Raw genomic sequence first — 25,879 nt, forward strand, 5'->3', positions numbered from 1 at the left:
TATATGTGAAAAAGGCTTGATGGATGATAGTCTCTAAAGAAAGCGCTATCAAAACAGGTGGCGTTAAACAGAAGGGAGCTTGAAGATGTTATCCATTTTAGGATTTTCCATGATTGCTGTATTCATGTATTTAATTATGTCGAAGCGATTATCGGCATTAGTGGCCATTATGCTCGTTCCAATCATATTTGGCGTGATCGGAGGGTTTTTTACAGAACTGGGACCCATGATGCAGGATGGTGTTGAAGGAATAGCTTCTACAGCCATAATGATTTTATTTGCGATTTTATATTTTGGAATAATGATAGATTCGGGTTTATTTGATCCTCTCATTTCTAAAATATTGAAGATAGTAAAAGGAGATCCTTTAAAAATAGTTTTGGGAACCGCTATTCTCTCAATGACCGTCGCATTAGATGGGGACGGTACAACTACTTACATCATTACGGTCTCAGCTCTTTTACCCCTATATAAGCGTTTAGGTATGAACAAAATAATATTAGCCACTGTTGCCATGTTATCCATGGGTGTAATGAATATGACACCTTGGGGGGGAGCTTCCGCTATGGCAATGGCTTCGTTAAATCTTGACGCATCGGAATTGTTCTTGCCAATGATTCCTGTCATGGGTTTTGGGCTCATTTGGGTTCTTGTCGTGGCTTTTATATTGGGAAAAGGGGAACGAAAGAGATTGGGCGTAGTGGAGATCCAGCATAATCACACTAAAGAAATGAATTCAGAAGCCAATTCCGAGTTAGCGGCAACAACGGTCTCCCATGATTATCGTCGACCGAAATTGGTCTGGTTCAACTTCATTTTAACGATTGTGCTCATGGCATCTTTAATCATTGATTTTATGTCTTTGACCATTTTATTCATGATTGCTTTCGCCGTAGCCTTATTGGTCAATTATCCTAATCTGAAAGATCAGCAGGATCGAATAGCCGTTCATTCGAAAAATGCATTGGCCGTTGTTTCAATTGTCATTGCAGCCGGGATTTTTACCGGCATCATGTCTGGAACGAAAATGATTGATGCAATGGCCATTACGTTGGTTTCGCTTATTCCAGAACCTTTAGGACCATTTTTACCGGTAATTGTAGCGTATGCAAGTGCCCCATTTACTTTCTTTATGTCTAATAATGCATTCTATTTTGGCGTACTTCCAATTATCGCTCAGGCCGCTGATGCTTATGGAATCAGCGCGGCAGAAATAGGGCGCGCCTCGTTAATAGGGCAGCCGATACACGTATTGAGTCCTTTGGTAGCTGCAGCACATTTGCTAATAGGTTTAGTGGGCACTGACTTTGGGGATTTACAGCGGTTTGCCGTGAAATGGGCATTAGGGACTGTCACTGTCATGACAATAGCAGCGATAATCTTGGGAGTCATATAGTTACCCTATCTTGCCGATTGAGCAAATCGATATTTTTTAAATTGGAGGATTTTCAATGTGGGTCATCACACTCTATCAAAACAGAGATATTGTAATGTATGAATTTGAAACAGAACAAGCAGCAAGGGAAGTTTTCTGGAATATTCAAGGCAATAAGGTTCTTTCAGAAATCATTTACTATAATGACCCAGGTTTAGCATAATGATAGTATGAATCGTAGAGGTGTTTATGGCTAGTTAACAATAAAAGGTTAATATGAAATTGGAAGCGGAACTTTACAAAATATGATGATTAAAACACAAAACATTCGAGTTTCCTTCAAGACCATGCATTTAAGTGTACCCCGAAAAAGCTAAAGCTTTATTGGGGTTTTACTATTATTTTAGACGGTTTTAACAATGATTCTTGTGGTAATCTTCGCCAGGTTCATGATAGTATCCAGACTCGTATCATTTAAGGATTGTTGGGGGAAAGGGGGATCTAAATAATTCACGACGGCTTTTAGGTGATAATCACCCAATTCAGGTAAGGATTTATTCATGGCTTCACCAGGGCTAAAAGGACCTTCTGTCAGAAAAATGGAACCAATTTGATGATAACCACCCAAACAAGCATCGATGCCAAAAATAAAGGGATTATTAAATTGCTTTTTTATTTCTTTCAAAACACTTTTCAAATTAAGAGCGTGAACAGGATCTGCGAGTGTTCCAAAGACATGATAAGGTACTTGTTTTTCTCTTAGCATCGTCCCCACTAAAGGTCCGAATGAATCTCCTGTAGAACGTTCTGAACCAATACATAAAAAGATGATCTCTTTGGAAGTTGCCCGAAGAATTCTTGCAATTTGAAAAGACATTTCGTCTATATCTCCTTCTGCCTCTGTTTCCAACGTGTAGTTGCAATACTGCATTTCTTTTTTTGTCTCCCCTTTTTTCCGGCCATTAAAAGGATACATGCCTACACTCCCTTATCTTATTCAACTAGAGTCCCGTGACATCTTGTAGAAATTATAACATGATTAATAATTTGGAGATCACTTGTTTTCCCTCTCATTACCTCATTTCGTGTTTACTTGTATTTTGTTAATATATAGATTTACTGGAATTTTTGATAAAATAGAAGAAAACAAAAAATCTACTAGTATGAAACGATTGGTTTTATTTAATAGAAGGAAGTGTATGTATTGTTTAACCAATTAACCAATAACGATAGTATTCTTAATCATTTACGTGCAGACTGTGAAAATTGTTTTGGTTTGTGCTGTGTAGCTTTGCCTTATGCAAAATCTGCTGATTTTGCATTTGATAAAGATGGAGGAACACCATGTTCAAACCTGCAATCGGATTATCGTTGCGGCATCCATGAAAACCTCAGAGCAAAAGGATATAAGGGCTGCACGGTTTATGAATGCTTCGGTGCCGGTCAAAAGGTATCTCAACTCACATATAATGGAAACGATTGGAGAGACAACCCATTGTCAGCAAAGGAAATGTTCGAGGTTTTTCCTATTATGCAACAACTTCATGAAATGCTTTGCTACTTAAATGAAGCACTGAATTTAGAAGATGCGCAACCTCTTCACCGGGAATTGCAAGCGGCTTTTGAAGAAACGGATTATCTCACTAAGCAAAGTCCAAAGTCTATCATGGACCTGAATGTACCAGCTCATAGAGCGATCGTTAATGATTTACTTCTGCGCACAAGTGAACTCGTACGTGCTAAGGTTTCAACTAAGAAAAAACAAAAAAAACAGAACAAAATAGGTAGGGGAAGTGACCTTATCGGGGCAAAGTTGAGAGGTGCTGACCTTAGGGGAGAGAACTTAAGAGGAGCTTTGCTTATCGCATCCGACCTCAGAGAAGCTGACATGAGAGTGACGGATCTTATCGGTGCAGACTTTAGGGACGCTGATTTAAGCGGTGCCAATCTTACCGGAAGTTTCTTTATCACACAAGCACAGATTAACTCGGCTAAAGGCGATATGAAGACAAAATTACCGCTCTCATTAAGCATTCCCGATCATTGGAGGTAGAAGTAAAGCTAAGATCGGCGCTAATTTTCATGCAGAGCAAACGCTTCATGAATAAGAAAGTTTTTAAATTCACGAGTGTTACTTTGCACATCCAACTTTAAAACTCCAGCTACCTTCACATGAGAAGATAGGCTGGGTTTCTTAATAATTTACATCAAATCATTTATAGGACCATTTTGATCTGTTTAGTAAAAAAAGCAACTGTTTATTGTTCAATCGCGCCCTTTTCTTGGACTAATCACGGACTCATTATTCGTCGGTGTCTCTTCCAACTGGGCTTTAAACTCAAACCAAAGCATGTTACTTGATATTCTACTTTTTCCTCGATATCAATCCGTCTTTTTCCATTTCGTGAAGTTGAATGGTCAGCACCTGCTTTGTGATTCCAGGAATCGCACGGTTCATTTCCTCGAACTGTTTTGTACCTTGACCATTTTCCGAAACACGGCGATGCAAAGCATGATTAAAGGTAAAAGAAACCCAACGGTATATGAAAAAAATACTGCAATTTCCTGATCCCAAGTTTGTTGCTCAATGACATTCGAAAACATTACGAGTGAAAGGAGTACACTAATTCCCCCCAAAGGTACTATTAAAGGTCGATGATTTTTTAAATTTAATATTTGTGCGATACCGATAACAACAGCATATAAATAAATTGTCATTTTCATATAGATGGAAAGAATCCACATGATAGCTAATACTGCTTCAATTCGTTGTACAAAATTTCCTATATTAATTTTTCTCGCTAGTGTATAAGTGGGATAGTTATGCCTGGCAGTACTCTCAGCTCCAAGTACAGATATAGTTAAGAAGATGACGATAATCATTACAAGACCGCCGATTAGGTATCCAATCATGAAAGATTTACTTGCGGCTTTAGGTTGATTTACAAAAGCCGGAAAAATCATTAACAACGCTACGGAAGTAACAGTAGAGAATTCTACAAAGAAAAAGACTGCCCTTAACAATGGTTTAGTTTCTACTTCAAATACAGGCTGAAGGTTTTCAAGATTGATTTGAGGAGCAATAAAAACTGTTAAAATAATAAAAAGAATGAAGAAAAACACAATGAAAATTTCAGCGCTACGGGTAAACGTCTCTAATCCAAGACGAACACTCATGATTACAATAGTGGCCATTGAAATATTAATTGCGGCTATAGGTATTTCCGGGAAAAATTGTATACTTATAAATTTTCCTACATAGAACAAAAGTTCAGATCCATATAAAAATGACATGGAAAGAAAAAAAAGAGAAATCATTTTACCAATCCATTTTCCAAACAAATTTTCATGCATTTCTACAAACGTTTTTTCAGGAAACAACAGCCCAAGCTTGCTGTAGAACCAGATGATAATTAACCCAACAGCTACACCTAAAACAGCTCCAATCCAACCATCCTGTTTCGCCTCGGCGGCCATTGTTGTCGGAACAGTGATAATTGTTGTCCCGATCGTAAAAAAAATCACTAGTGTTCTATATTGGTGCGCTGATATTTTTTCGGTATCCAGCATCTATTTTCCACCTTCTTTATTTAACAAAAATCCATAGTTCATTTAAACTCTCTTCTTCTTGTGATATATAAGCATTTTGGGCTTTCCTTGGGGATTTTAAACGTATTTTAAAGTCGGACTTATTTGCTCAATTTGAAAGAGATTTAACTTCTGAAAGGACAAAGGAAGGGATTCAGGGTGCAAGGAAACGAGGGGAAAATTCCGGAAGACGAAAACCGATGAGGAAAGGGTGAATTAAGCTTTATATCTAATGGATCAAGGGATGAGTCGTACGGATGCTGCTGAATAGGCCGGTATCTCTTGTATGACTCTATACCGGAAGATACAGGATGGTAACACAGACAATAAATAATGAACGGAGCAAAGTATAGATGCTGCATGATTATTGTCTACTTTGCCCCTGGTTACACGAACTGTGGTACCGGACCTTTTTGTTATTCACGTAAAATAAGTGCAAAATAACACCTAAAGTGACCCGAGTATAAGGCGCAAACTCAAAAGTAAAGGCTTTTTTCGTAAAGATTGTTGTTTTTAAAACAATACGATTTAAGGTTGATTGGAGCGCAAGTGCGAGACTCCTGCGGGAGCAGCGGGACAGGTGAGACCCCACAGGCGTTTACGCCGAGGAGGCTCACCGCCCGCCCCGCGGAAAGCGAGCATCTGGAGGGGAAATCAACCACACCGCTTCACTTGGTAAATATAAACAAAGTATGCAAAAACAGCAAAAGTAAAAGACAGAAACTAACGTGTAATGGGAAAGTTAATACATAGATTTGGCTTTAATCCTAAACTTTTACAAAGAGTGAACTATACTAACATGCGATTCTTCATTAGGAAGGATCGTCTTTTATAATCGGGCGGAAAATTTTCATTTTTCCATTTGACTCTGACGTTGCGTAATACCTTAAAGTAAATGATATCGAAAGGAGGTAGAAGCCGTGGCAATGAGAGTGAAAGAGCTGGCCGATTTAGTTGGAATTAGTGTGCGGACACTGCATTATTATGATGAAATCGGGTTATTATCGCCAGAGGAAATAACCGATTCAGGTTATCGCCTCTATTCGAATGATAATCTTGAAATGTTGCAGCAAATCCTGTTTTTCAGGGAACTTGGCATGTCGTTAAAGGAAATAAAACAGATGATAACCAGCTCTTCGTTCGATAAACAGGATGCGTTAAAGCAACATCAAAAAATGTTACTGGAGAAACGCAGGCAGCTCGATAAATTAATTAAGACGGTCGAAAAATCGATTAAGCATATGAAAGGGGAAATTCAAATGACGAATAAAGAAAAATTTGAAGGATTTGACTTCAGTCAGAATCCATATGAAGAAGAAGCCCGCAGGCTTTGGGGGGATAAAGCTGTCGATGAGTCGAAGGCAAAAGTGGCGGGCATGTCCAAAGATGCACAGAAAATTGTATCGGATATCTATATAAAACTTGCGTCAATCCGAAATGACTCGCCCAAGTCGGAGGAGGCACAAGAGGCAATTAAAGAATGGTATGATTGTTTGAACAATAACTTCGGCACATACTCACTGGATGCTTTTAAAGGATTAGGTCAAATGTACGTCGATGATCAACGCTTCACCAAAAATATCGACAAATACGGTGATGGTTTAGCAAAATTCATGTGCGATGCGATGGGGCATTTTGCTGACGCTAACAAAAATTGAATCCCAAGATTAGATGGAAGGTTGCTCCGGCAACCTTCTTATTTTATAGCTAAAGGGAGTTATGGTAATATTTATAATATTCGGATTTATAGAGAATAGGGGGAAACTTATGGAATTTAGGAATGCCGCCTTTAACCTTGGGGAAATCAATGATGTTGATGGAAGTAAAGTGGCTGTTTTTAATGGAGATGCCATTTATACAAGCATCGTCACTAAACTTCGGTCCGCAGGTTGTGTTTTCGCCGAGGAAGAGGCCCGGTTGCTCATCATCGCGGCGGGGACAACGGCCGAACTGGCCGGGATGGTGGATAGACGGATTGCGGGTTTGCCCCTTGAACACGTCATCGGCTGGGTGGAATTCTGCGGTATCCGGTTAGAGGTTGATCTCGGAGTCTTCGTACCCCGCAAAAGGACCGAGTTTTTAGTCCGCCAAGCGGCAGCGCTCGCTATGCCAGGAGCAGTCGTGGTGGACTTGTGCTGCGGCACGGGCGCGGTTGGTTCCGCTGTGGGCGATGTTCTCGAAGATATCGAGCTGTACGCCGTCGACATTGACCCAGCAGCGGTGCGGTGCGCGCGTCGTAACGTCATTTCAGTCAATGGTCAGGTATACGAAGGGGACCTCTATGAACCGCTTCCGGCCAATTTACGGGGACGTGTTGACGTACTTGTCGCAAACGCACCATACGTCCCTACTGAGGGAATCGGTCTTTTACCCCATGAAGCGCGCATGCATGAGGCGAGGGTGGCATTAGATGGCGGGGCGGATGGGCTTGATGTTCAGAGAAGGGTGGCGGCTTCGGCAACACTTTGGTTGGCACCGGGCTCCCATTTGTTAGTCGAGACCAGTGAGCGGCAAGCGATGCAGACCGTAGAAATCTTTGGTAGATACGGAATGATGCCACGGGTGGTAAAGTGTGATGAACTGGACGCCACTGTCGTAATTGGAACTAGGCCCACACTCTAAAGAACTGTTTTTAGAGGTGTTTCTTCTTATAACGAATGCAACAAAGAAGTTATGTCTAAGGAAAAAACATGATGGGCAATCCAGAAATAAAAAAATTCAGTCATCTCGAGGTATGGGTTAAAATGGAACTTTGGAAAATGAGTCAAAAGGTCTCGGATCTAAGCGATGTAATTCCTTATTATTTTTTTAGTCTAGTCTCATCCTGTCTGTCGCTTTCCACAGGGATGGTTATGTTTAGCTGGGGCTCCTGGGGGTTGCTTGGTATTATCGTGTTGTCTTTTTATGTCATTATCCCTTATTTATTATTTGCCGTTCCGCTACAGGTCCTTTTCAATAAACATCCTAAAAAATTCAGTTTACTTTATTTATGCCTTTATATTTTTTTCTCTTTGCTGGCTGTATTCATTTATAGTTCGGTGCTCAATTTTGACTTCAGTATGGAAGTTTTAACTACAATGAATCACTATGCAATAAGTCTTTCGGCGGCATTATTTTTTTGGTTTTGGGACTCGGTCTTTTTACAAGGCTCTTTTCGTAAAGATTGTTGTTTTTGAAACAAAACGATTTAAGGTTGATTAGAGAGCAAGTGCGAGACTCCTGCGGGAGCAGCGGGGCAGGTGAGCATCTGGAGGGGAAATCAACTACACCGCTTTACTTGGTAAATAGCAATAAAGTATGCGAAAACAGTCTTTTACAAAAAAAGAGATCTACATCATAAAAGGGACCAAAGAAGCGGTCCCTTTCCAACATTATTTCTTTAGCATGTTTACGATTTCCTTAGCTTTTTCTAATGTAACTCCTTCAATGATACTGTTGTTTTTTCGAACAGCCGTACCAAAATGATAGTGGCCGGTATGCAGTTCGGAATGGATAGCAAGGATATTATCCTTATTTAAGCCGCTTCCAACCAGTATCGCTATGTCGCCGCAGACTCTTTTCATTTGTTGAATCGTGTTCATGCGGCTGGGGAAATCCCCATGCCCACCTGACGTCAATATCGTTGTGATTTCAGGATATCGTGCCAGCATTTCAGCTGAAATGACTGGGTCGTTTGTATCATCGATGGCCCGGTGAAATGTAATCTCCAACCCTTCACATACTGTCAATAGTTCTTCGAGGTATGGTAGATTGATTTCATTTTCTTCATTTAATGCACCCAATACGACCCCGTTCGCCCCCAGTGATCGAATGATTTGAATATCTTTTTTCATGATTTCCAAATCATATTGCGTATAACAAAACGACTGGCTATGAGGCCTTACCATCACGTTGACTGGAATCTTTACTGAATGGACGACAGCTTCTATCAGGGCGTGGCTGGGAGTCAATCCCCCCTCGGACAAAGAACTGACAAGCTCGATTCGGTCTGCGCCCGACTCTTCGATAATAATGGCATCTTCTATCGTTGTGGCAATGAATTCAATGTACATTGGATTTTCCTTTCCTGCATGCAAGTGTTTTAAGAACAGTTTGTATAAGATTATTAAATCCATTAAGAATAGTAAAGTCAATTCATTAATGGATACCATGACCTCTTATCAAATACCTGCACTAGTTTTCCTCAAATGGAATTTCTTTATTTCTCATATTTATGAAACGAAATGAACAATCAAACGTATAAAAAAAGAATATATTCAATGGTATATTTGAAAGTGGAATGTTTGGCAGGGTAATTAAATGAAAATCATCATGACGGAGGTTATTTAATTGGATAAAGAAGTTAAGGAAGTAAAGAAGTCGAGGTTTTACAAAGTAGGGATGGGATTCCTGATCATTTCCCTTCTCACTTGGATCATTCCTGTCGTAGCTCCTTTTACGCCATTTTCGACTGCGGCTAAAGCAGGGGTCATAACAGGTGCGATCGTCTTTGCGGAAGTCATGTTTTGGGCAGGCGCGCTTTTGGTCGGGAAAGAAGTGGCTGCTAAATATAAAGGTTATTTAAACCCGAAAAATTGGAGAAAAGAAAAAGGGTGAAGCTTCCATGGAAACTGAGTTGTTGAAAGTTTTCGATTCCAATCGCATACAAACAGGCGTGGCTTCGCGTGAGGAAGTACATAGATTGGGGCATTGGCATGAGGTTTTCCACTGCTGGTTCGCAAGTTCGGAAGCGGGCGTGGATCACCTATATCTTCAGCATCGTTGTGCGATGAAAAAAGATTATCCGAACCTATTGGATATTACGGCTGCAGGCCATTTGCTGGCTCATGAAACGGTATACGACGGAGTCAGGGAGATTAAAGAAGAAATAGGCATTGACGTTTCCTTTGACGAGTTGGTTCCATTAGGGATCATTGAATACCATCAAACGAAAGAAGATTTCATCGACAAAGAACTGGCAAACGTCTTTCTATATGAAAGTGCACATAGCTTCGATGATTTCACCCTGCAGCCAGAAGAGGTTTCCGGAATGGTGAAGGTTGCGCTGAATGACTTCGAAGAGCTTTGGACCGGAGCGGAGGACAAAGTGAATATTAAGGGATTTGAAATGAATCACGAAGGCCGTAGGATGATGATCGATCGGTATGTTGGACGGGACGAGTTCGTTCCGCATGATCTTTCCTATTATGAAAGCATCATTAGATTGATCAGGGAAAACCTCGCTAAATGAAAATGAAGCCCCGGCAAAACGATTTGAGTTTTGTCGGGGCTTTTTCTTTTTTCTTTAAAAAAACATTAAGTACATCGACCTGTATCTTTCCTGATCAACTGCAGTCTATTGGCTCGTTTTGTCTCAGCTCGATACGCAAAAGTCCTTAGTTGTTACCTTATTTGTCCTGAATCGCTCATAGGGATAATGACTTTGTCCTGTGGTGATTCGGTTGATAAAGCGAGACATACTAGACTGTAATAGTGATGGCAGGCTGCAAGTTAAAGGTGGAGATGTAGTTTTTCATGAACTAGGGAATTTATCACTTGTAAGAATATGACAAAATTGTAAGATGAACAGTGTACAAATTTTGTTAAGGGGATGAGTGAGATAATGAAGAAAATGGTTTTATGTATTTCATTTTTTGTAGCTTCTTTAGTCCTTTTTGGCTCCCTTGATCTTTTTGCAAGCAAAGCATCAGCAGAAACACACACCTATGATGGAAAAAGTCCTTACTATAATAATTGTGCGAATAGTGCAGTAACGAAGAAGGCCGTGAAAATTTATGCCAACGGTGCTTCCGCCAACTTGGAGTTGAAATTCAGCACGACTTGTAAAACGGCTTGGGCAAAGCTCACTCTAAGCAGACCGGCTAAAGCAGATGGGGAGGCAACGGCTTTGGTTGTCCGAAATACTGATAATAAACAATTTAGCTGTGCATCTCCTGGAGGAAATGGCGAAATAAATAAAGGTCAAACGTCATGCTATACACCAATGGTCTATGATTTAGATCCGCGAAAAGCAAAAGCGGTCGCTTTTTGGCCATATACAGCAGGTGAAACCGACTGGTATTAATGAAAAAGGAAAGCCTTCATCAATTTTTATGGAAAGAAAGGATGAATGAATTGAATAAAAAGCTTAAAATGATAGGTTTATCCATGGTGATGACACTGTCGATGTTTCTTGTCGACTTTGGGTTTGGAAAAAATCAGGCTCTGGCCGAAACACATACTTATGATGGAAAAAGTCCATTCTATAATAGTTGTGCAAGTTCGGCGGTAACGAAGGATAAAAAATGGATCGATTCAAATTCGTACGTAGAATTGAAATTCAGCACTGTCTGTAAAACCGCCTGGGCAAAAGTGACCGTGACACGTCCCGCCGTATACAACCATGAAGCGGACGCCAGGATCGTCCGAAGTACTGATGGTAAGGCCTATACATGTGCCAGTTCGGGGGGCAATGGTGTCGTGAACAAAGGGCAGACCTCGTGCTATACACCAATGGTATATGATTATGACCCGCGCAAGGCACAGGCCCAAGGGATACATGCGATCCCTAATAGTGATGCATATAATAAAGCGGTGACCATTTGGTACTAAAATACAAAGGCAAAAAGCATCCTTTGGCAGGATGCTTTTTTTTGCGGTCAGATTGTAGTCACACTTTCGTTTCCGCTTCCAAGTGAAGTAGATATTGTTTCATCTCCGTACCTCCACGGTAACCGGTAATTTTCCCGTTTTTTCCGATGACCCGATGACATGGCACCGTAATCAGAACAGGATTGGCACCAATGGCCGTACCGACCGCCCGAACAGCTGCAGGTCTTTGGATGATTTGGGCAATATCGGAATAGGAACAGGTTTTTCCGTAAGGTATTTGATTTAGCGCTGCCCAAATTTCTTCTTGAAAGGGCGTGCCCTTTACATCTGTCGGAAGAGAGAAGGTCTGCCTGGTCCCTTCGAAATATTCTTGGAGTTCTTTTAGATAGGGTGTTAATGCTTTTTCATTTTCAATAAGTCTCGCATTTGGAAAGCGTTTTTGTAGCCAAGACTCCAGTTCTTCATACGTTTGACCGGGTGAGCCTATATAGCAAAGCCCTTTTTCCGTTTTGGCCACATATAACTGCCACCTATCATAACGCAATATGGACCAATCAATGGTTTGTTCTTTATCATTCTTCATTTTCATCACGCTCCAAAGCTTGAGTTTTGAGATAAGCTTTCCGATATCCTGAAGGGGTATTCCCCATTTTCCTTTTGAATAGCGCCATGAAATAGGGTGTACTGGAGAACCCGACAGCCAAGCCTATTTCAGTTATTGGCTGTTCGGACTTTTCCAGCAGCCACGTTGCTTTTTCAAGGCGTAGCCGTTGAATGTATTCAGTTGGCGATATCCCCTTCACACGCTTGAATGATCGTTGTAAATGATAGGGGCTGCCGTGGGAAATATCCGCCAATTTGTTCAATGTAAGGGGTTCGGTGTAATGGGTGTCGATCCATTCGGCTATTTGTTCAACCCATTCTTCTGTCGGCAAATTCAATCCTTCCGGTTTACATCGTTTACAAGGCCGGAAATCTTCTTCCAAAGCCATCATGGCATTTTTGAAAATCTTCACGTTTTCCTTATTCGGCACCCTGGATTTACAGGAGGGCCTGCAAAAGATGCCCGTCGTTATTACTCCATATAAAAAATGATCATCATATGCTGCATCACAATCTATAATAGCTTTCCAATATTCATTCGGGAAATCTGCTTTTTTCGGATTCAACACATTCACCTCTGCTTTTAGTATACAAGAAAGGGGTGATATACAAACATTTTGATAATATAAAAGCAAGATAACGTAATGATTAAATAAGGGGAAATTTTCCTATGGATAGGATTGTTTTGTTAAAATAAGGGAGTTGAATGAAAGCGCAAGATAACGTATCCATTTTTCAATAGAATAAAGAGAATATGACAAAGGAGGACATTATCAATGGATGAAGGCATGATTGAATTGAGGATTCATGCACCAAAGGAGTTTAGTTTTTCGGAAAATCTTACATACTTATCAAGATCCTCCAATGAATGTCTGTTCGATATTGTTGATCAAAAAATTTATCGAGCACTTGTTGTCGAAAACGAGACACTCCTAGTGGAAATCAGTGCGATGAATGAAACGGAGCTGACCGTGCGGTTTCCAGGACGAACAACACCGATGGATAATCAGGTAAAGGATGCTGTTTCCCAATACGTTCGTCACTGGTTCGATCTTGAGACAAACCTGCTTCCTTTTTATGAGCTGGCCCAAAATGACCCTTTATTGCAAAAGCCGGTAAGCCAATTCTTCGGTTTGAGAAATATGGGCATCCCGGATTTATTTGAAGCGATTGCCTGGGGAATACTTGGACAGCAGATTAACTTGACTTATGCCTATACCTTGAAACGGAGGCTTGTGGAGGGATTTGGTGATTTTGTTGAATTCGAAGGAAAGCAATATTGGCTATTTCCAAAGCCTGATGTGATCGCGAAATTGACGGTCGAAGATTTTGCCGATTTGAGGATGACGGTGAAGAAGTGTGAATATTTAATAGGCGTCGCTCAACTGATTGCAGAAGGGGAACTTACTATAGAAAAGCTGTTGAGTGCAAAGGATGTAAAAGAGGCCGAAAAAATGCTGACCAAAATACGGGGAATCGGTCCGTGGACAGCGAACTATGTCTTGATGCGCTGTTTGCGTTTTCCCGCAGCCTTTCCCATCGATGACGTCGGTCTGCATAATTCCATGAAACTGGTCATGGAAACGGAAGCAAAACCAACGAAAGCGGAAATCCTGAAACTTTCGGAAGCGTGGGCCGATTGGGAATCCTATGCGACCTTCTATTTATGGAGATTGCTATATTGACTTCGTGTATATCCCTATTCGGAGATAAAAAAGTAGAATGCGTCGATATATCTCTAAATTCGGAGATAAAAAAGTAGAATGCGTCGATATATCTCTAAATTCGGAGATAAAACAGTAGAATGCGTCGATATATCCCTAAATTCGGAGATAAAACAGTAGAAATCGTCGATATATCCCTAAATTCGGAGATAAATAGTAGAATGCGTCGATATAGCTCTAGATTCGGAGATAAAACTACAGATTGCGTTAATATATATCTAAATTCGGAGATAAATTGCATTTCCAGCCCAAACACCTTGAGTCCATATATCATAACTTATTACATTCAATCATATAGAGGTGAATGACCATGTATATGTACCCAACGTATCATTATGAAGATCAAGTTTATCTTGAACGGCAGTTTCCTGGTCTACCCGGCTTTCCGGGCATCCCAGGATCACCGGGCTTTCCAGGCCAACCCGGTTTTCCCGGTGCGCCTCAATTTCCAGGGCAGCCAGGTCCACCGCCGGGTTCGCAAGCACCAACAGCTCCCCCGCCAGCATTTATCCCCCAACAGCAATCGGCTTCAACATTTGCCATAGATCCAGGTGCCATTTCGTTTTGCCTGTTCAGGAATACTTTTATATGGCTTAATAATGGTGCACGTTTCTGGTATTACCCTATTTTCGTCGGTCCGCGTTCTGTTGCCGGCTTCAGGTGGAATGGCAGGTTCTGGACGTTTTTTGGTATCGATACAAGACAAATCAATTCATTTAGCTGTTTTTGAAAAAATGCTCAAAGGAGATGTTTCCTTTGAGCATTTTATGTTTCTGATTGTTTTGCTTCCAATACGAAAAGATATGGCAGCAAGACAGAAGCAGCACTATCCAAAGAAAAACATCATTAAAGGAAAAGCCTATCGTTGAATGTCCCCCAAAAGCGGTCATCACTCCGACTAGGGAAAGGAGATACATGGTGTAAAACAATTGCGACTTGATCCTCATATCATGATCGGAGTGACACTCTTTCTTAAATAGTCATATATTCCTTCGTTTTTGAATGTGGCGAAATAAACGGCCAACAATGTTCAATATTTAATAGAAATGGTAAAATCATTATGCTCCTATAAAATTTAGTGAATGAAAATGAAAATAGAGGATGCTGTTGAATATGAGGAAAGTATCACTGGAAACCAAGATTCTCGGGTTAGTCTTATCGTTGAGCCTGTTTTTGATTATATTATTGACGACTACTTTTTCCTATATGGAAGGAAGGCAAATAGCGAAGGATAAAGGTCAATTGGCGTTGGAACTTTCAAAGACGATTAGCTTCATGCCTACCGTAACGGATGCCTTTGAAACGGATGATCCCGCTCGCACAATTCAGCCGATTGCCGAAAAGATCCGCAGGGAAACAGGGGCTGAGTTCATCGTAGTCGGGAATAAAGAGGGAATTCGCTATTCACATCCGCTGGCTTCCGAAATTGGGAAGCGGATGGAAGGCGGGGATAATGCCAGGGCCCTTCAGGAAGGCGAATATTATGTCTCCGAAGCGGCAGGATCACTCGGTCTTTCCATTCGGGGGAAGTCACCGGTATTCAATGCGGATGGAAAAATAATTGGAATCGTCTCCGTCGGTTTTTTAGTTGACGATGTCCGCGCCCAAATTTTCAAGGACTTGTCGAAAGAGATGATTGTATCTTTAGTGGCCATCATGATATCGATCATTGGCAGTTATATGCTGGCAAGGAGCATACGTAAAGATACATTGGGGCTGGAACCATTCGAAATCGCCAATTTATATAAAGAAAAAAATGCAGTGCTTCAATCGGTGAAAGAGGGGATTCTGGCCATTGACCAAAATGGGTTGATTACCTCGATGAATCAGCCGGCAAAAAAATTGCTGGATATTAAAGAGTCCGTTCGCCATTTGAATGTGGATGGCCTATTTCCTTCGAAATATTTATTTGAAGTGCTGAAGTCCGGTGAACCGCAGGTGGATAAGGAGATTTCATGGAAAGACAAATCCGTTATCGTCAATTGTACGCCAATCTTCGATAGTGAAGGGGTAAGCGGTGTTGTCGCTTCGTTCCGTGATCGAACGGAAATTGAGGAAATGGTCAACACATTATCGGAAGTGAAGATGCATTCAGAGGATTTACGGGCACAAACCCATGAGTTCACCAATAAACTATACGTCCTTTCAGGTTTGATACAATTAGGCGAATATGATGAAGCAATAGATATGATTCAAAGCGAAACATCCGAATTGCATTCCTTGAACCGTGTCGTGTTCGAACAGATAAAAGATACAAAGGTACAAGCCCTTTTACTTGGAAAGATAGGGAAGGCATCGGAGAAGAAGATCATCTTTGAAATAGACACCCAAAGTTATCTAGAGAAACTGCCGGATCATATAAAATTGTCACAATTAACATTGATTCTAGGCAACATTATTGATAATGCACTTGAAGCGGTTTCAAGCGTGGAAGAGCCGCTCGTGAAATTTTTCGCCACAGATATCGGAAATGATATGGTATTTGAAGTGAGTGATAACGGAAAAGGAATACCTGAGGATGCCATCGCCCACATTTTCGATCGGGGTTTCACTTCGAAAAACAGCGGAAGTCCGAGTGGTTATGGACTTGCGAATGCTGATCATGTTGTCAAAGAGCTTGGCGGCATCATCGAAGTTTACAGCGAGGATGGAAACACAATATTCACCGTGTATCTTCCTAAAGAAAAGTGAGGAGGGAAAGAATGCTGAAGATAAGAGCAGTCATCGCAGAAGATGATTTTCGTGTTGCGGATATCCATGAAAAATTCTTAAAAAACTTTGATGAAATAGAAGTGGTCGGAAAAGCCGTCAATGCCAAAAAAACGCTTCGGATCTTGGAACAAAAAAGCCCGGATCTGCTATTGCTTGATGTATATATGCCAGATCAACTTGGTACAGACCTCCTTCCGGACATAAGGAAAAAGTTCCCGAATGTGGATATCATCATGATTACCGCGGCAACGGATAAAGACCAACTTGAAAAGGCGCTACACTATGGTGTAGAGAATTATTTAATTAAACCAGTGGAAATGAAGCGCTTCAATCAAGTTATCGAAGAGTATCTGAAGAAAGTCCATCTGATGAAATCGAAACAAGAGATAGATCAGGATTTTGTTGATCTCATTTTGAATAAGGGATCTGCGATTTCGGAAACGAACGATGGGCCGGCCTTACCGAAAGGGGTCGACGAAATCACTTTGGCGAAAGTGATCGAGGTACTCAAAGCAAGCGATATCGGTTTGTCGGCTGAGCAAGTGAGCGGCCAGATCGGCGCTTCCAGGACAACCGCGAGACGCTATCTGGAATATTTGATATCCGTAAAGAAATGTAAAGCGGAAGTCGTATACGGGGTAGTGGGAAGACCTGAGCGAAGATATTATAAAGTTCAATAGAATTAAGTGTGAAGCACCTTCAAGATTGAAGGTGTTTTTTTATGCAGGTTTCAAAAAAGCAATATTTGTCAAAAAAACGATGTTTTAATCTGTTATCTTATTCTTAAGGAGGTTCGGAAATGAGATACAGTCCCATCATCCAAAAAACGATTGAATATATAGAGAATAGTTTACAAGAGGAGTTATCCTTGGAAAACATCGCACGATTCGCAGGTTTTTCGAAATATCATTACCATCGTATTTTTCACAAGGAGGTTGGTGTGACCGTATCAGAATATATTCGATATCGAAGGATCGCCAATGCAGCTAACATGCTGCTTTATACAGATGAAAAAATAATCGACATCGCTTTTTATTACCGCTTTGAAACACAAGAATCCTTTACTCGTTCATTTAAGAAATATTATGAACTGCCGCCAGGGCAATATCGGAAACTCGTAAGTAAATTAACCTTGCAAAAGGAGGAAATGACGATGAAAAACGAACAATTATTAAAAGGATGGAATTTAAGCGGGAGTCATCCATTCAATTATAAAATGGGAATTGACCGGGAGACATTCCATAAAGGCCAGGCATCAGGTTTCCTGAAATCCGTCACTGCTGAATCCAAGGAGGAATTTGCAACGATGATGCAACAATTCAAGGCGGAAAATTACCTTGGTAAAAGAATGAAACTGTCGGGTTTTTTAAAATCAAAAGATGTTGATGGATTTTGTGGCTTATGGATGAGGGTGGATAATGCCCTTCATGATGTTTTGCAATTCGACAATATGGGGAACCGGCCCATCGTTAACGATACGGAATGGAACCATTATTATATTGTCCTGGATGTACCCGAAAACAGTGCCATCATTTCATTCGGGGTCCTTCTATCAGGGCGTGGCAAAGTATGGATCGATGAACTAGAATTCGAGGAAGTCAGTAAAGATACACCAACGACCAATATAGATTACGGCTGTGACCTCTTGGATGGACCGGCAAATCTATCTTTTGAAGAATAAATGCGCTGTATCATGCCTTTGCCAGCAATGAAGATATAGTCTAAGTTTTCTTAATAATTGCAATCGTTTCCTTGAAGAACCCGCCATACAACCCGGGGAGTGGCGCCGGTTCAGTCTCGAAAAATCGTTTCCGTGAACACAATGAACAAAATTAACAAAATAGTTTTAAAACACAATAAATTGATAACGCTTACAAATGAAGCGGTTTCATATACAATTTACCTTATTAGAAGATAAGGAGTGATTGATATGCTCGCTTTATTAGGATACTTGATGATAGTTACGTTTATGATATTAATTATGACAAGGCGACTTTCAGCCATGATAGCTTTGATTGCAGTGCCAAGTGCCTTTGCACTTATTGGCGGGTTTGGCGGTAAAATGGGTGAGATGGCGCTGGAAGGGATCAAAGACGTTGCGCCAACTGGAATAATGATTTTATTTGCGATCCTTTTCTTTGGCATTTTGATCGATGCTGGCGTTTTTGATCCAATCATTAATACGATACTTAAGGTTGTAAAAGGAGATCCAGTGAAAATTGCCATCGGCACGGCAGTCCTGGCTTTGCTGATTTCCTTGGATGGAGATGGTACAACCACATATATGATAACGATTTCAGCCATGCTTCCGCTCTATAAACGGATTGGCATGAGGCCGCTTGTATTGGCCGGTATTGCCGTTTCATCATCTGGAGTCATGAACCTTCTTCCTTGGGGAGGCCCTACAGCGCGGGTGATGACCGCATTAAAACTTGATATGTCCGATGTTTTCACCCCTGTCATTCCAGCGATGATCGGCGGAGTCCTGTTCGTCCTTTTCATGGCATATTGCATGGGTAAAAAAGAAAGAAAAAGAATCGGGATCATAGAAGTCGACTATCGTGTTATGGCACAGCAAGCAGCTGCAACGGAAGATGCTTATCTTAAGCGTCCTAAATTGATAATATTCAATTACGCATTGACTCTTACATTGCTAGTGGCGCTGATCATGGAGCTTATGCCTTCAGCGGTACTGTTCATGATAGGTTTTGCCATTGCCATCACGGTTAATTATCCGAAACTCAGTGATCAAAAAGAGCGTGTGGCAAACTATGCAGACAATGCTTTATCTGTAATTTCGATGATTTTTGCAGCAGGTGTCTTCACTGGAATCCTTGCCGGTACGGAAATGGTCGATGCCATGGCAAACTCTTTGATTCAGCATATTCCAGATCAAATGGGCGCACATTTTGCTGTCATCACGGCCATCATCTCAGCACCATTTACGTTCTTCATGTCTAATGATGCATTTTATTATGGTGTACTCCCATTGCTTGCTAAAGCGGGAGCTGCTTATGGAATTGACCCTGCCATGATCGGCAGAGCTTCACTATTAGGGTTGCCCGTCCATCTATTAAGCCCGCTTGTTCCATCTACCTATCTATTGGTTGGAATGGTAGGGGAAGATTTCGGTGCATTGCAGCGCACCTTCCTGAAATGGGCATGCGGATCGACGCTTGTCATGATACTGGTATGTGTCCTATTGGGAATCATCCCACTATAAAGTCCTAAAGAGTCCCGTTCGTCAAGATGCGAACGGGACTCTTTTCTGTCTGCATCAAGTGCTGAATAAATCTGGAAAAGTGAGATACATTATGTTTGTCTTCTCTTTCGCGACAAAGTTAGCTTTTACTTTTATTGAATGCGGAAGGTACGTACCTTAAAATTAAAGGAAACTATATCAATATGAAGGGAAGAGAGCAAAATGGCTCACTTTAATATAAAAGTTGCAGTTCAAAAGTTCGGTAACTTTCTAAGTTCAATGGTCATGCCGAATATATCAGCTTTCATAGCATGGGGGCTAATCACTGCCCTATTCATCCCATCTGGTTTCCTGCCAAATGAAAGCCTTGCCAAAATGGTTACACCGATGGTTACGTTTTTACTGCCGCTTTTAATTGGGTATACAGGTGGTAAGCTAATCCATGACCACCGTGGCGGCGTAGTCGGTGCCATTGCGACAATGGGTGTCATCGTCGGATCTGATATCCCGATGTTCCTCGGCGCCATGATAATGGGACCGTTCGGCGGTTATGTCATCAAGAAATTCGATCAATTGATTGAAGGGAAAATAAAAGCCGGTTTTGAAATGCTTGTTAATAATTTCTCAGCGGGGATAATTGGCGGTTTATTGTCCATTCTATCCTTCTTGGCCATCGGGCCTGCTGTAGACGTATTTACAGGCTGGCTTGTAGCAGGAGTCGATTGGCTTGTCGGTACAGGTTTACTGCCGTTGACAAGTATCCTGATCGAGCCTGCCAAGGTATTGTTCTTGAACAATGCGATCAATCATGGTGTACTATCACCAATCGGTGTAGAGCAAGTTAAACAAACAGGGGCTTCCATCCTGTTCCTTCTGGAATCGAATCCTGGACCGGGTATCGGCGTATTGCTTGCCTATTGCTTTTTTGGAAAAGGGACGGCGAAGAAATCGGCTCCAGGAGCTGCCATCATTCATTTCTTCGGCGGGATCCATGAAATTTATTTCCCTTATATCCTAATGAAGCCGATGTTATTCTTAGCGGTCATTCTCGGAGGCATGAGTGGAGTATTCACATTGGTCCTGCTAGGCGGAGGATTGTTCGCTCCTGCTTCTCCAGGCAGCATACTTGCCATTACAGCAGTAACTCCGCATAATGCGGGCGCTTATATTGCTAACTTTGCAGGCGTGATCGTAGCCGCCCTTGTTTCATTCATCGTCGGTGCATTCATCCTGAAAACAGGAAAGCAATCTGAAGAGAATATTGAAGATGCCGCGAAAAAAATGCAAGAAATGAAAGGCAAGAAAAGCTCTGTTGCCGATGTATTCGCTTCAGATCCGGGAACGATGCCAACAAACGTCAGCAAAATAATATTTGCCTGCGATGCTGGGATGGGATCAAGTGCGATGGGAGCTTCGCTGCTTCGCAAGAAGGTGAAGGAAGCCGGATTGAATATCACCGTGACCAATACGGCGATCTCGAACATTCCTGCTGATGCACAAATCGTCATAACACAGGAAGAGTTAACTCCAAGGGCACAGAATAAAGTACCGAATGCTTATCATGTATCCGTCGATAATTTCCTATCGAGCCCTGAATACGATTCATTGCTTGCACGGCTTCAGGACGATGGCACCGATGAGCTGCATGAAATCGTCGAAGATGCTGGAGAGAAGGTTCCCGGTGTTCGTGAACATTCTATCGAACCTGGCATCAACGATGATGAACAGGATGATAATGAATTGCTTCGCGAAGAAAACGTCTTCCTTAATCAACAATTCGCCAATAAGGAAGAAGCGATTCGCTTTGCGGGAAGAGCTTTGGTCAATGCAGGTTACGTTAAGGAAAGCTATATTGAAGCAATGATTGCCCGTGATGAATTGACTTCGACCTATATGGGAAATGATGTAGCCATTCCGCACGGAACTGAGGAAGCTAAGAAAGATGTTCTTAAATCCGGATTTACCGTTTTACAAATTCCTGATGGTGTCGACTTTGACGGCCAAAAGGCACGATTGATATTCGGCATTGCCGGCAAGGACGGGACACATCTTGAAATTCTATCTGGCATTGCAGTTACCTGCTCTGAGATGGAGAATATCGAAAAGATGGTTAAAGCCACGTCAGCCAGGGAATTGATGAATATTATAAATGTCGGAAATAATTAAATAAACTTAACCAAGAATAGAAAAGCGTTTTACGCTTTTCTATTCAGTATTTTCTCGTGTTACTCCACCTGAAATGAGTTGGTAGCATGTATATTACTTCAAGGGAAAAATCAATCATAGAATTGATCATAAAAACTTCTGGAAAACATACAGCCTTATCCATTGCGACACAATTGAATGTCAGTGTCCGGACTGTTCAACGTGATCTGAAGTCCATAGAAAAAATCCTGCAATCATTTGAGTTGCATTTAACACGCAATACACATGAGGGACTGACCATCGACGGGAAGAATGAACAAGTCTTTCGGCTTGTACAGCACCTGATGGGCAATCATCCAATCGATCAAACGCCACAAGAAAGAAAGTTACATCTCCTTTTAGCTTTACTGCAGGAAGAATCATATAAAACCCAAGTTCTTGCGGGGGATCTCGGTATAAGCATAACGACTCTTACAACCTATTTAGACGAACTGACTGAATGGTTAAAGAATTTCAATATCGTGATTACGAGAAAAAGGGGAGTCGGAATAGAGCTTGCCGGAACCGAAGAAAATAAACGGAAAGCCCAGGCCGCCTATTTTTTGCACTTTTTTAATGAAGAGTTGATTGAAAGTTTATTTTTGTTGCAAGAAGGAAAATTCCCAGAGGCGAAAATCCTCGACTATTTCGATCCCGAATATCTTCTGGCTATCGATGGGGTGCTGTTTTCCACTTTTAACAGTATCCATTCCCGTTTGGCGGATAGCGGGTATATAGGGTTGATTGTACATATTTATGTGACCCTGCAAAGGAATGAGAGCCAATTTTTTTTGGAGAAGGACTTCAAGAAAATAAGCGAACTTTCCGATGAGAATAATCTCATGAATAAAATAGGCAAGGAACTAAGCACCATGCTGGAAGTCTCTTTTACCATCGATGATATAAGCTACCTGGCAGCCATCCTTAAAGGTTCCAAGCTTCATGCGGCGGATGCCGTTCCATATGACAGTGTGTTGCTTGGCCAACTGATAAGAAACCTGATAAAAGATGTTTCGGCACAACTGCAAATCGATTTGACCAAGGATTTCCCATTGTATCAAGGGCTCCTTGCCCATATGGAACCATCGCTTTTCCGGATCAAACAAGAAATGGGATTGTACAACCCCTTAACCGAAGATATTAAACGAAAGTATCCGGTTCTCTTTTTGGCAGTAAAGACCAGTCTGGAAAAGGGATTCAAAGAAATAAAAGAATTTCCTGAAGATGAAATAGCCTTCATCGTCCTGCATTTCGGATCTGCATTAGTGCTGCGGGAAGAAGAAATATCAATAAGGGCACTCATCGTTTGCCCGACAGGTATCGGCACGTCGAAGATGCTTGCAAGCCGGATCAAAAAAGAAATCATCGAAATCGAGACTGTCGAAATCAAGACGATCAAAGACATCCAGCAGCAGGGCAGCCTGAAAAACTATGATGTAATCATTTCTACCGTCCGGCTTCCGTATATCGATAGTGATTATATTCTTGTATCCCCTCTTTTGAGTGAAGAGAATATATTGAACATCAGGAATTATTTAAGGAAGAATATCGAAAACTTCACGAAGAATAAGCGTTATGGCAGTCATTCAGCCCATAAGGATACCCTGACCAAAAAAGAGGATGGCGAATTGAAAGAAGTGCTGCAGGAATTGAAAGATGCCCAGCAGAGCATCGAGTCGATCATGGATAATTTCCGGTTTTATCGGCTGCCGCATCTGAAAGGACATCCAGAAATCATCGAAGAAATGGTCAGGATGGCTGAAAAAGAATCACTTCTAATGGGTGCGGGTGATGTGGTCGAATCCTTGAACGAACGGGAAAAAAAAGGTGGTTTAGGCATTCCTGGCACTGGAATGGGCCTTTTCCATACGAGACACAAAAATGTGAAAGAACTGATATTCCAGGTGGCGCACCTGGAGGAATATCGTCTGGTCAAAGGTATGGATGGAAATGACGTCCATATGAAAAATTTACTGTTGATGCTGGCACCTGAAGAATTGAGTGTGAAGCAGCAGGAAATCGTCAGCTTAATAAGCTCGAGCTTAATTGAAAGCAATGAATCCATCATGATTTTTTCATCTTCGGACGAGGAAATGATTAACAGAAGGCTGGAAGCCATATTTTTGGATTATTTATATACTAACTTGATAAAGGGATGATTGTAATGAAACAAGCAGTACATTTCGGTGCAGGAAACATTGGAAGAGGATTTATCGGAGCACTCTTTTCACAATCTGGATATCATGTGACTTTTGTGGACATAGCCGATCAAATCATCGATCAGTTAAATGATAAAAAGCAATATCAAGTCAAACTGGCTACTGATCAACAAGAATCCGTAACAGTAAAAAATGTTTCGGGTTTAAACAGCTTAAAGCAGGACGAGGAAATCATTAAAGCAATTTCCGAAGCAACCTACCTCACCACTGCTATCGGTCCCAATATTTTGCCTCATATCGCTCCTTTAATTGCAAAAGGACTAGCCGCAAGGGTGAAGGAAACCGATGAAAAACTATATGTGATAGCTTGTGAAAACCAAATATCGGCAACAGACCTTTTAGAAGGCTACATTCTAGAAAACTTGGATCAAGATACAAAAGAAAAACTAGCTGGTAAAGTATACTTCTTTAACTCAGCAGTCGATCGCATCGTTCCTATCCAAAATAACGAAGGATCACTCGATGTTTTGGTGGAACCTTATTATGAATGGGTCGTTGAAACGGATGAAAGCATTCCTGCAGTTGAAGGGATGACCATTGTAAAAGAACTGGCTCCATTCATTGAGAGAAAACTGTTCACCGTTAATACAGGACATGCTGTCATTGCTTACCTCGGTTATCTCAAAAATAAAAAATCGACGATTGACCAATCATTGGAGGACGCAGGCATTGTAGAGCAAGTCAAGAATACCCTAGGGGAAACGGGCGCCTATTTAATAAAGCAATACGGTTTGGATGCAGATGAGCATCAGCAGTATATCGAAAAAATCATTAATCGATTTAAAAACTCCTACCTGAATGACTCGGTGAATAGAGTCGGCCGTTCACCGCTGCGCAAGCTCGGGCCAAACGACCGCCTCGTCCGCCCTGCCGTAGAAGCTAAAAAAGCCGGACTTTCCTATACTAATCTGGCGAAAGCGATAGCCGCCGCTTTACTCTTTGATTTTAACGAAGATGAAGAAGCCCAAAAAATGCAAACGATGATCAAAGAACACGGTATTGCTACCGCACTTAAGGAAGTTAGCGGATTGGACGAAAATAACGAAATAACCAAAGAAGTTATCAACCACTACAACAACTTGAAATAAAAGCCGAAGAACTCCTGAAATCATTTTTCAGGAGTTTTTTCTTAATCAAAAAGCCAATTATGTATACGCTAAACTTTAAAACTCAAAAAAACCTTGTAAACAGTAATCATTACGTTTTATAATGGAAGACAGTTTACAGTGTAAATCGTAATCATTTTGATTTGTTTGAAAGGAGATTTTTTATGAGATTAGGTTTTACAAAATCCAGATTGGTGCAGTACATCAAGAGTTAGGCGCAATTACTTAAGATTTTGGGTGCTATTGCACGAGATTTAGAGCCGTTACTCGTGAGTTTGGAGCAAATACTCGTGAGTTTGGTTCATTTACTCGTGAGTTTGGAGCAAATACTCGTGAAATTGGCGCAAATACTCGTGAATTTGGCACAAATACTCGTGAATGGGTGTTCAAACACGAGTAGGTTGATTTTACACAAGATTTTGCGGGTAATGCACGAGATTTAGAGCGTTCACTCGTAACTTGGTTCATTTACTCGTGAGTTTGGAGCAAATACTCGTGAAATTGGCGCATTTACTCGTGAGTTTGGTTCATTTACTCGTGAGATTGGAGCAAATACTCGTGAGTTTGGCACAAAT

Annotated in this window: 26 protein-coding genes and 1 pseudogene; 21 read left to right on the forward strand and 6 right to left on the reverse strand. The window is 41.3% G+C overall.

Annotated elements, in window-relative coordinates; genetic code table 11:
- The first annotated feature begins 85 nt into the window (after positions 1-85).
- Together BW986_RS01090 and BW986_RS29945 are read left to right on the forward strand one after the other, a co-directional pair.
- Positions 86-1,396 (forward strand): CitMHS family transporter, encoded by a 1,311-nt coding sequence (locus tag BW986_RS01090; protein WP_076364339.1) that lies wholly within the window; start codon positions 86-88, stop codon positions 1,394-1,396.
- 55 nt (positions 1,397-1,451) lie between these two features.
- Positions 1,452-1,598: a hypothetical protein gene (locus BW986_RS29945; RefSeq protein ID WP_179085983.1), complete on the forward strand. Its 147-nt coding sequence runs from the start codon at positions 1,452-1,454 to the stop codon at positions 1,596-1,598.
- A gap of 180 nt (positions 1,599-1,778) precedes the next feature.
- Here the strand turns inward: BW986_RS29945 and yyaC are convergent, their stop codons facing one another.
- Positions 1,779-2,351, reverse strand: coding sequence for a spore protease YyaC (yyaC, locus tag BW986_RS01095; RefSeq protein ID WP_076364341.1), 573 nt, complete (start codon positions 2,349-2,351; stop codon positions 1,779-1,781).
- 228 nt (positions 2,352-2,579) lie between these two features.
- Between yyaC and BW986_RS01100 the strand changes: the two genes are divergently transcribed.
- The gene (locus BW986_RS01100; RefSeq protein ID WP_076364343.1) at positions 2,580-3,428 is read left to right on the forward strand and encodes a pentapeptide repeat-containing protein; all 849 of its coding nucleotides are present in this window, start codon (positions 2,580-2,582) and stop codon (positions 3,426-3,428) included.
- 312 nt (positions 3,429-3,740) lie between these two features.
- Here the strand turns inward: BW986_RS01100 and BW986_RS31175 are convergent, their stop codons facing one another.
- Both BW986_RS31175 and BW986_RS01110 read right to left on the reverse strand, forming a co-directional pair.
- Positions 3,741-3,833, reverse strand: coding sequence for a winged helix-turn-helix transcriptional regulator (locus tag BW986_RS31175; RefSeq protein WP_076364345.1), 93 nt, complete (start codon positions 3,831-3,833; stop codon positions 3,741-3,743).
- Positions 3,830-4,945, reverse strand: a complete 1,116-nt coding sequence (locus BW986_RS01110) for a GerAB/ArcD/ProY family transporter (protein WP_076364347.1) — start codon at positions 4,943-4,945, stop codon at positions 3,830-3,832. Before BW986_RS01110 ends, BW986_RS31175 begins: the two co-directional genes overlap by 4 nt.
- Before the next feature lie 125 nt (positions 4,946-5,070).
- On the opposite strand from BW986_RS01110, the pseudogene BW986_RS01115 reads away from it, so the two are divergent.
- From BW986_RS01115 to BW986_RS31180, 4 genes and pseudogenes are all read left to right on the forward strand, one after another.
- A pseudogene (locus tag BW986_RS01115) lies at positions 5,071-5,234 on the forward strand (recombinase family protein); the annotation flags it as partial.
- 649 nt (positions 5,235-5,883) lie between these two features.
- Positions 5,884-6,621 (forward strand): MerR family transcriptional regulator, encoded by a 738-nt coding sequence (locus BW986_RS01125; RefSeq protein ID WP_076364351.1) that lies wholly within the window; start codon positions 5,884-5,886, stop codon positions 6,619-6,621.
- 109 nt (positions 6,622-6,730) lie between these two features.
- Complete coding sequence (locus tag BW986_RS01130) at positions 6,731-7,585, forward strand: putative protein N(5)-glutamine methyltransferase (RefSeq protein WP_081395465.1); 855 nt, start codon at positions 6,731-6,733, stop codon at positions 7,583-7,585.
- Between the two features lie 137 nt (positions 7,586-7,722).
- Positions 7,723-8,139 carry a UPF0715 family protein gene (locus BW986_RS31180; RefSeq protein ID WP_076366207.1) on the forward strand — a complete coding sequence of 139 codons (417 nt, stop codon included), beginning with the start codon at positions 7,723-7,725 and terminating at the stop codon, positions 8,137-8,139.
- A 195-nt stretch (positions 8,140-8,334) separates the two neighbouring features.
- Here BW986_RS31180 and BW986_RS01140 read toward each other — a convergent pair whose 3' ends face one another.
- Positions 8,335-9,114 (reverse strand): copper homeostasis protein CutC, encoded by a 780-nt coding sequence (locus BW986_RS01140; RefSeq protein ID WP_260320507.1) that lies wholly within the window; start codon positions 9,112-9,114, stop codon positions 8,335-8,337.
- A 178-nt stretch (positions 9,115-9,292) separates the two neighbouring features.
- Between BW986_RS01140 and BW986_RS01145 the strand changes: the two genes are divergently transcribed.
- The 4 genes from BW986_RS01145 to BW986_RS01160 all read left to right on the forward strand — a co-directional run bounded on the left by BW986_RS01145 (position 9,293) and on the right by BW986_RS01160 (position 11,554).
- Positions 9,293-9,559 (forward strand): transporter suffix domain-containing protein, encoded by a 267-nt coding sequence (locus BW986_RS01145; protein ID WP_311316524.1) that lies wholly within the window; start codon positions 9,293-9,295, stop codon positions 9,557-9,559.
- A gap of 7 nt (positions 9,560-9,566) precedes the next feature.
- Positions 9,567-10,193, forward strand: coding sequence for an NUDIX hydrolase (locus tag BW986_RS01150; protein ID WP_076364353.1), 627 nt, complete (start codon positions 9,567-9,569; stop codon positions 10,191-10,193).
- A gap of 372 nt (positions 10,194-10,565) precedes the next feature.
- The gene (locus tag BW986_RS01155; RefSeq protein ID WP_076364355.1) at positions 10,566-11,027 is read left to right on the forward strand and encodes a DUF2690 domain-containing protein; all 462 of its coding nucleotides are present in this window, start codon (positions 10,566-10,568) and stop codon (positions 11,025-11,027) included.
- An 83-nt stretch (positions 11,028-11,110) separates the two neighbouring features.
- Positions 11,111-11,554 (forward strand): DUF2690 domain-containing protein, encoded by a 444-nt coding sequence (locus BW986_RS01160; protein ID WP_179086009.1) that lies wholly within the window; start codon positions 11,111-11,113, stop codon positions 11,552-11,554.
- A 58-nt stretch (positions 11,555-11,612) separates the two neighbouring features.
- On the opposite strand, the gene BW986_RS01165 is transcribed toward BW986_RS01160, so the two are convergent.
- A complete protein-coding gene (locus tag BW986_RS01165; protein WP_076364357.1) occupies positions 11,613-12,137 on the reverse strand; it encodes a methylated-DNA--[protein]-cysteine S-methyltransferase in 525 nt (174 codons plus the stop codon).
- Complete coding sequence (locus BW986_RS01170) at positions 12,127-12,723, reverse strand: bifunctional transcriptional activator/DNA repair enzyme AdaA (protein ID WP_076364359.1); 597 nt, start codon at positions 12,721-12,723, stop codon at positions 12,127-12,129. The genes BW986_RS01165 and BW986_RS01170 overlap by 11 nt, the downstream gene beginning before the upstream one ends.
- A 210-nt stretch (positions 12,724-12,933) precedes the next feature.
- Here BW986_RS01170 and BW986_RS01175 point away from each other — a divergent pair, with 210 nt between their 5' ends.
- The 10 genes from BW986_RS01175 (at position 12,934) to BW986_RS01215 (ending at position 25,286) form a co-directional block, all read left to right on the forward strand.
- Positions 12,934-13,842: a DNA-3-methyladenine glycosylase family protein gene (locus BW986_RS01175; protein WP_076364361.1), complete on the forward strand. Its 909-nt coding sequence runs from the start codon at positions 12,934-12,936 to the stop codon at positions 13,840-13,842.
- A gap of 349 nt (positions 13,843-14,191) precedes the next feature.
- Entirely contained in the window at positions 14,192-14,611 is a 420-nt protein-coding gene (locus BW986_RS01180) for a collagen-like protein (protein ID WP_076364363.1), read from the forward strand.
- Positions 14,547-14,750, forward strand: a complete 204-nt coding sequence (locus BW986_RS29950) for a hypothetical protein (RefSeq protein ID WP_179085975.1) — start codon at positions 14,547-14,549, stop codon at positions 14,748-14,750. The genes BW986_RS01180 and BW986_RS29950 overlap by 65 nt, the downstream gene beginning before the upstream one ends.
- A 244-nt stretch (positions 14,751-14,994) precedes the next feature.
- A complete protein-coding gene (locus BW986_RS01185) occupies positions 14,995-16,572 on the forward strand; it encodes an ATP-binding protein (RefSeq protein ID WP_076364365.1) in 1,578 nt (525 codons plus the stop codon).
- An 11-nt stretch (positions 16,573-16,583) separates the two neighbouring features.
- On the forward strand, positions 16,584-17,273 hold the full coding sequence (locus BW986_RS01190; RefSeq protein WP_076364367.1) for a response regulator: 690 nt from the start codon (positions 16,584-16,586) through the stop codon (positions 17,271-17,273).
- A gap of 119 nt (positions 17,274-17,392) precedes the next feature.
- Positions 17,393-18,274 (forward strand): helix-turn-helix transcriptional regulator, encoded by an 882-nt coding sequence (locus BW986_RS01195; protein WP_076364369.1) that lies wholly within the window; start codon positions 17,393-17,395, stop codon positions 18,272-18,274.
- A 249-nt stretch (positions 18,275-18,523) separates the two neighbouring features.
- A complete protein-coding gene (locus BW986_RS01200; protein ID WP_076364371.1) occupies positions 18,524-19,816 on the forward strand; it encodes a CitMHS family transporter in 1,293 nt (430 codons plus the stop codon).
- Positions 19,817-20,017: 201 nt separating this feature from the next.
- Entirely contained in the window at positions 20,018-21,961 is a 1,944-nt protein-coding gene (locus BW986_RS01205) for a PTS mannitol transporter subunit IICBA (RefSeq protein WP_076364373.1), read from the forward strand.
- Positions 21,962-22,047: 86 nt separating this feature from the next.
- Positions 22,048-24,138, forward strand: a complete 2,091-nt coding sequence (locus BW986_RS01210) for a BglG family transcription antiterminator (RefSeq protein WP_076364375.1) — start codon at positions 22,048-22,050, stop codon at positions 24,136-24,138.
- Positions 24,139-24,143: 5 nt separating this feature from the next.
- The gene (locus BW986_RS01215) at positions 24,144-25,286 is read left to right on the forward strand and encodes a mannitol-1-phosphate 5-dehydrogenase (RefSeq protein ID WP_076364377.1); all 1,143 of its coding nucleotides are present in this window, start codon (positions 24,144-24,146) and stop codon (positions 25,284-25,286) included.
- The last annotated feature ends 593 nt before the right edge of the window (positions 25,287-25,879 follow it).

Origin of the sequence: Peribacillus simplex (assembly GCF_900156045.1) — a bacterium.
Classification (GTDB): domain Bacteria; phylum Bacillota; class Bacilli; order Bacillales; family DSM-1321; genus Peribacillus; species Peribacillus simplex_D.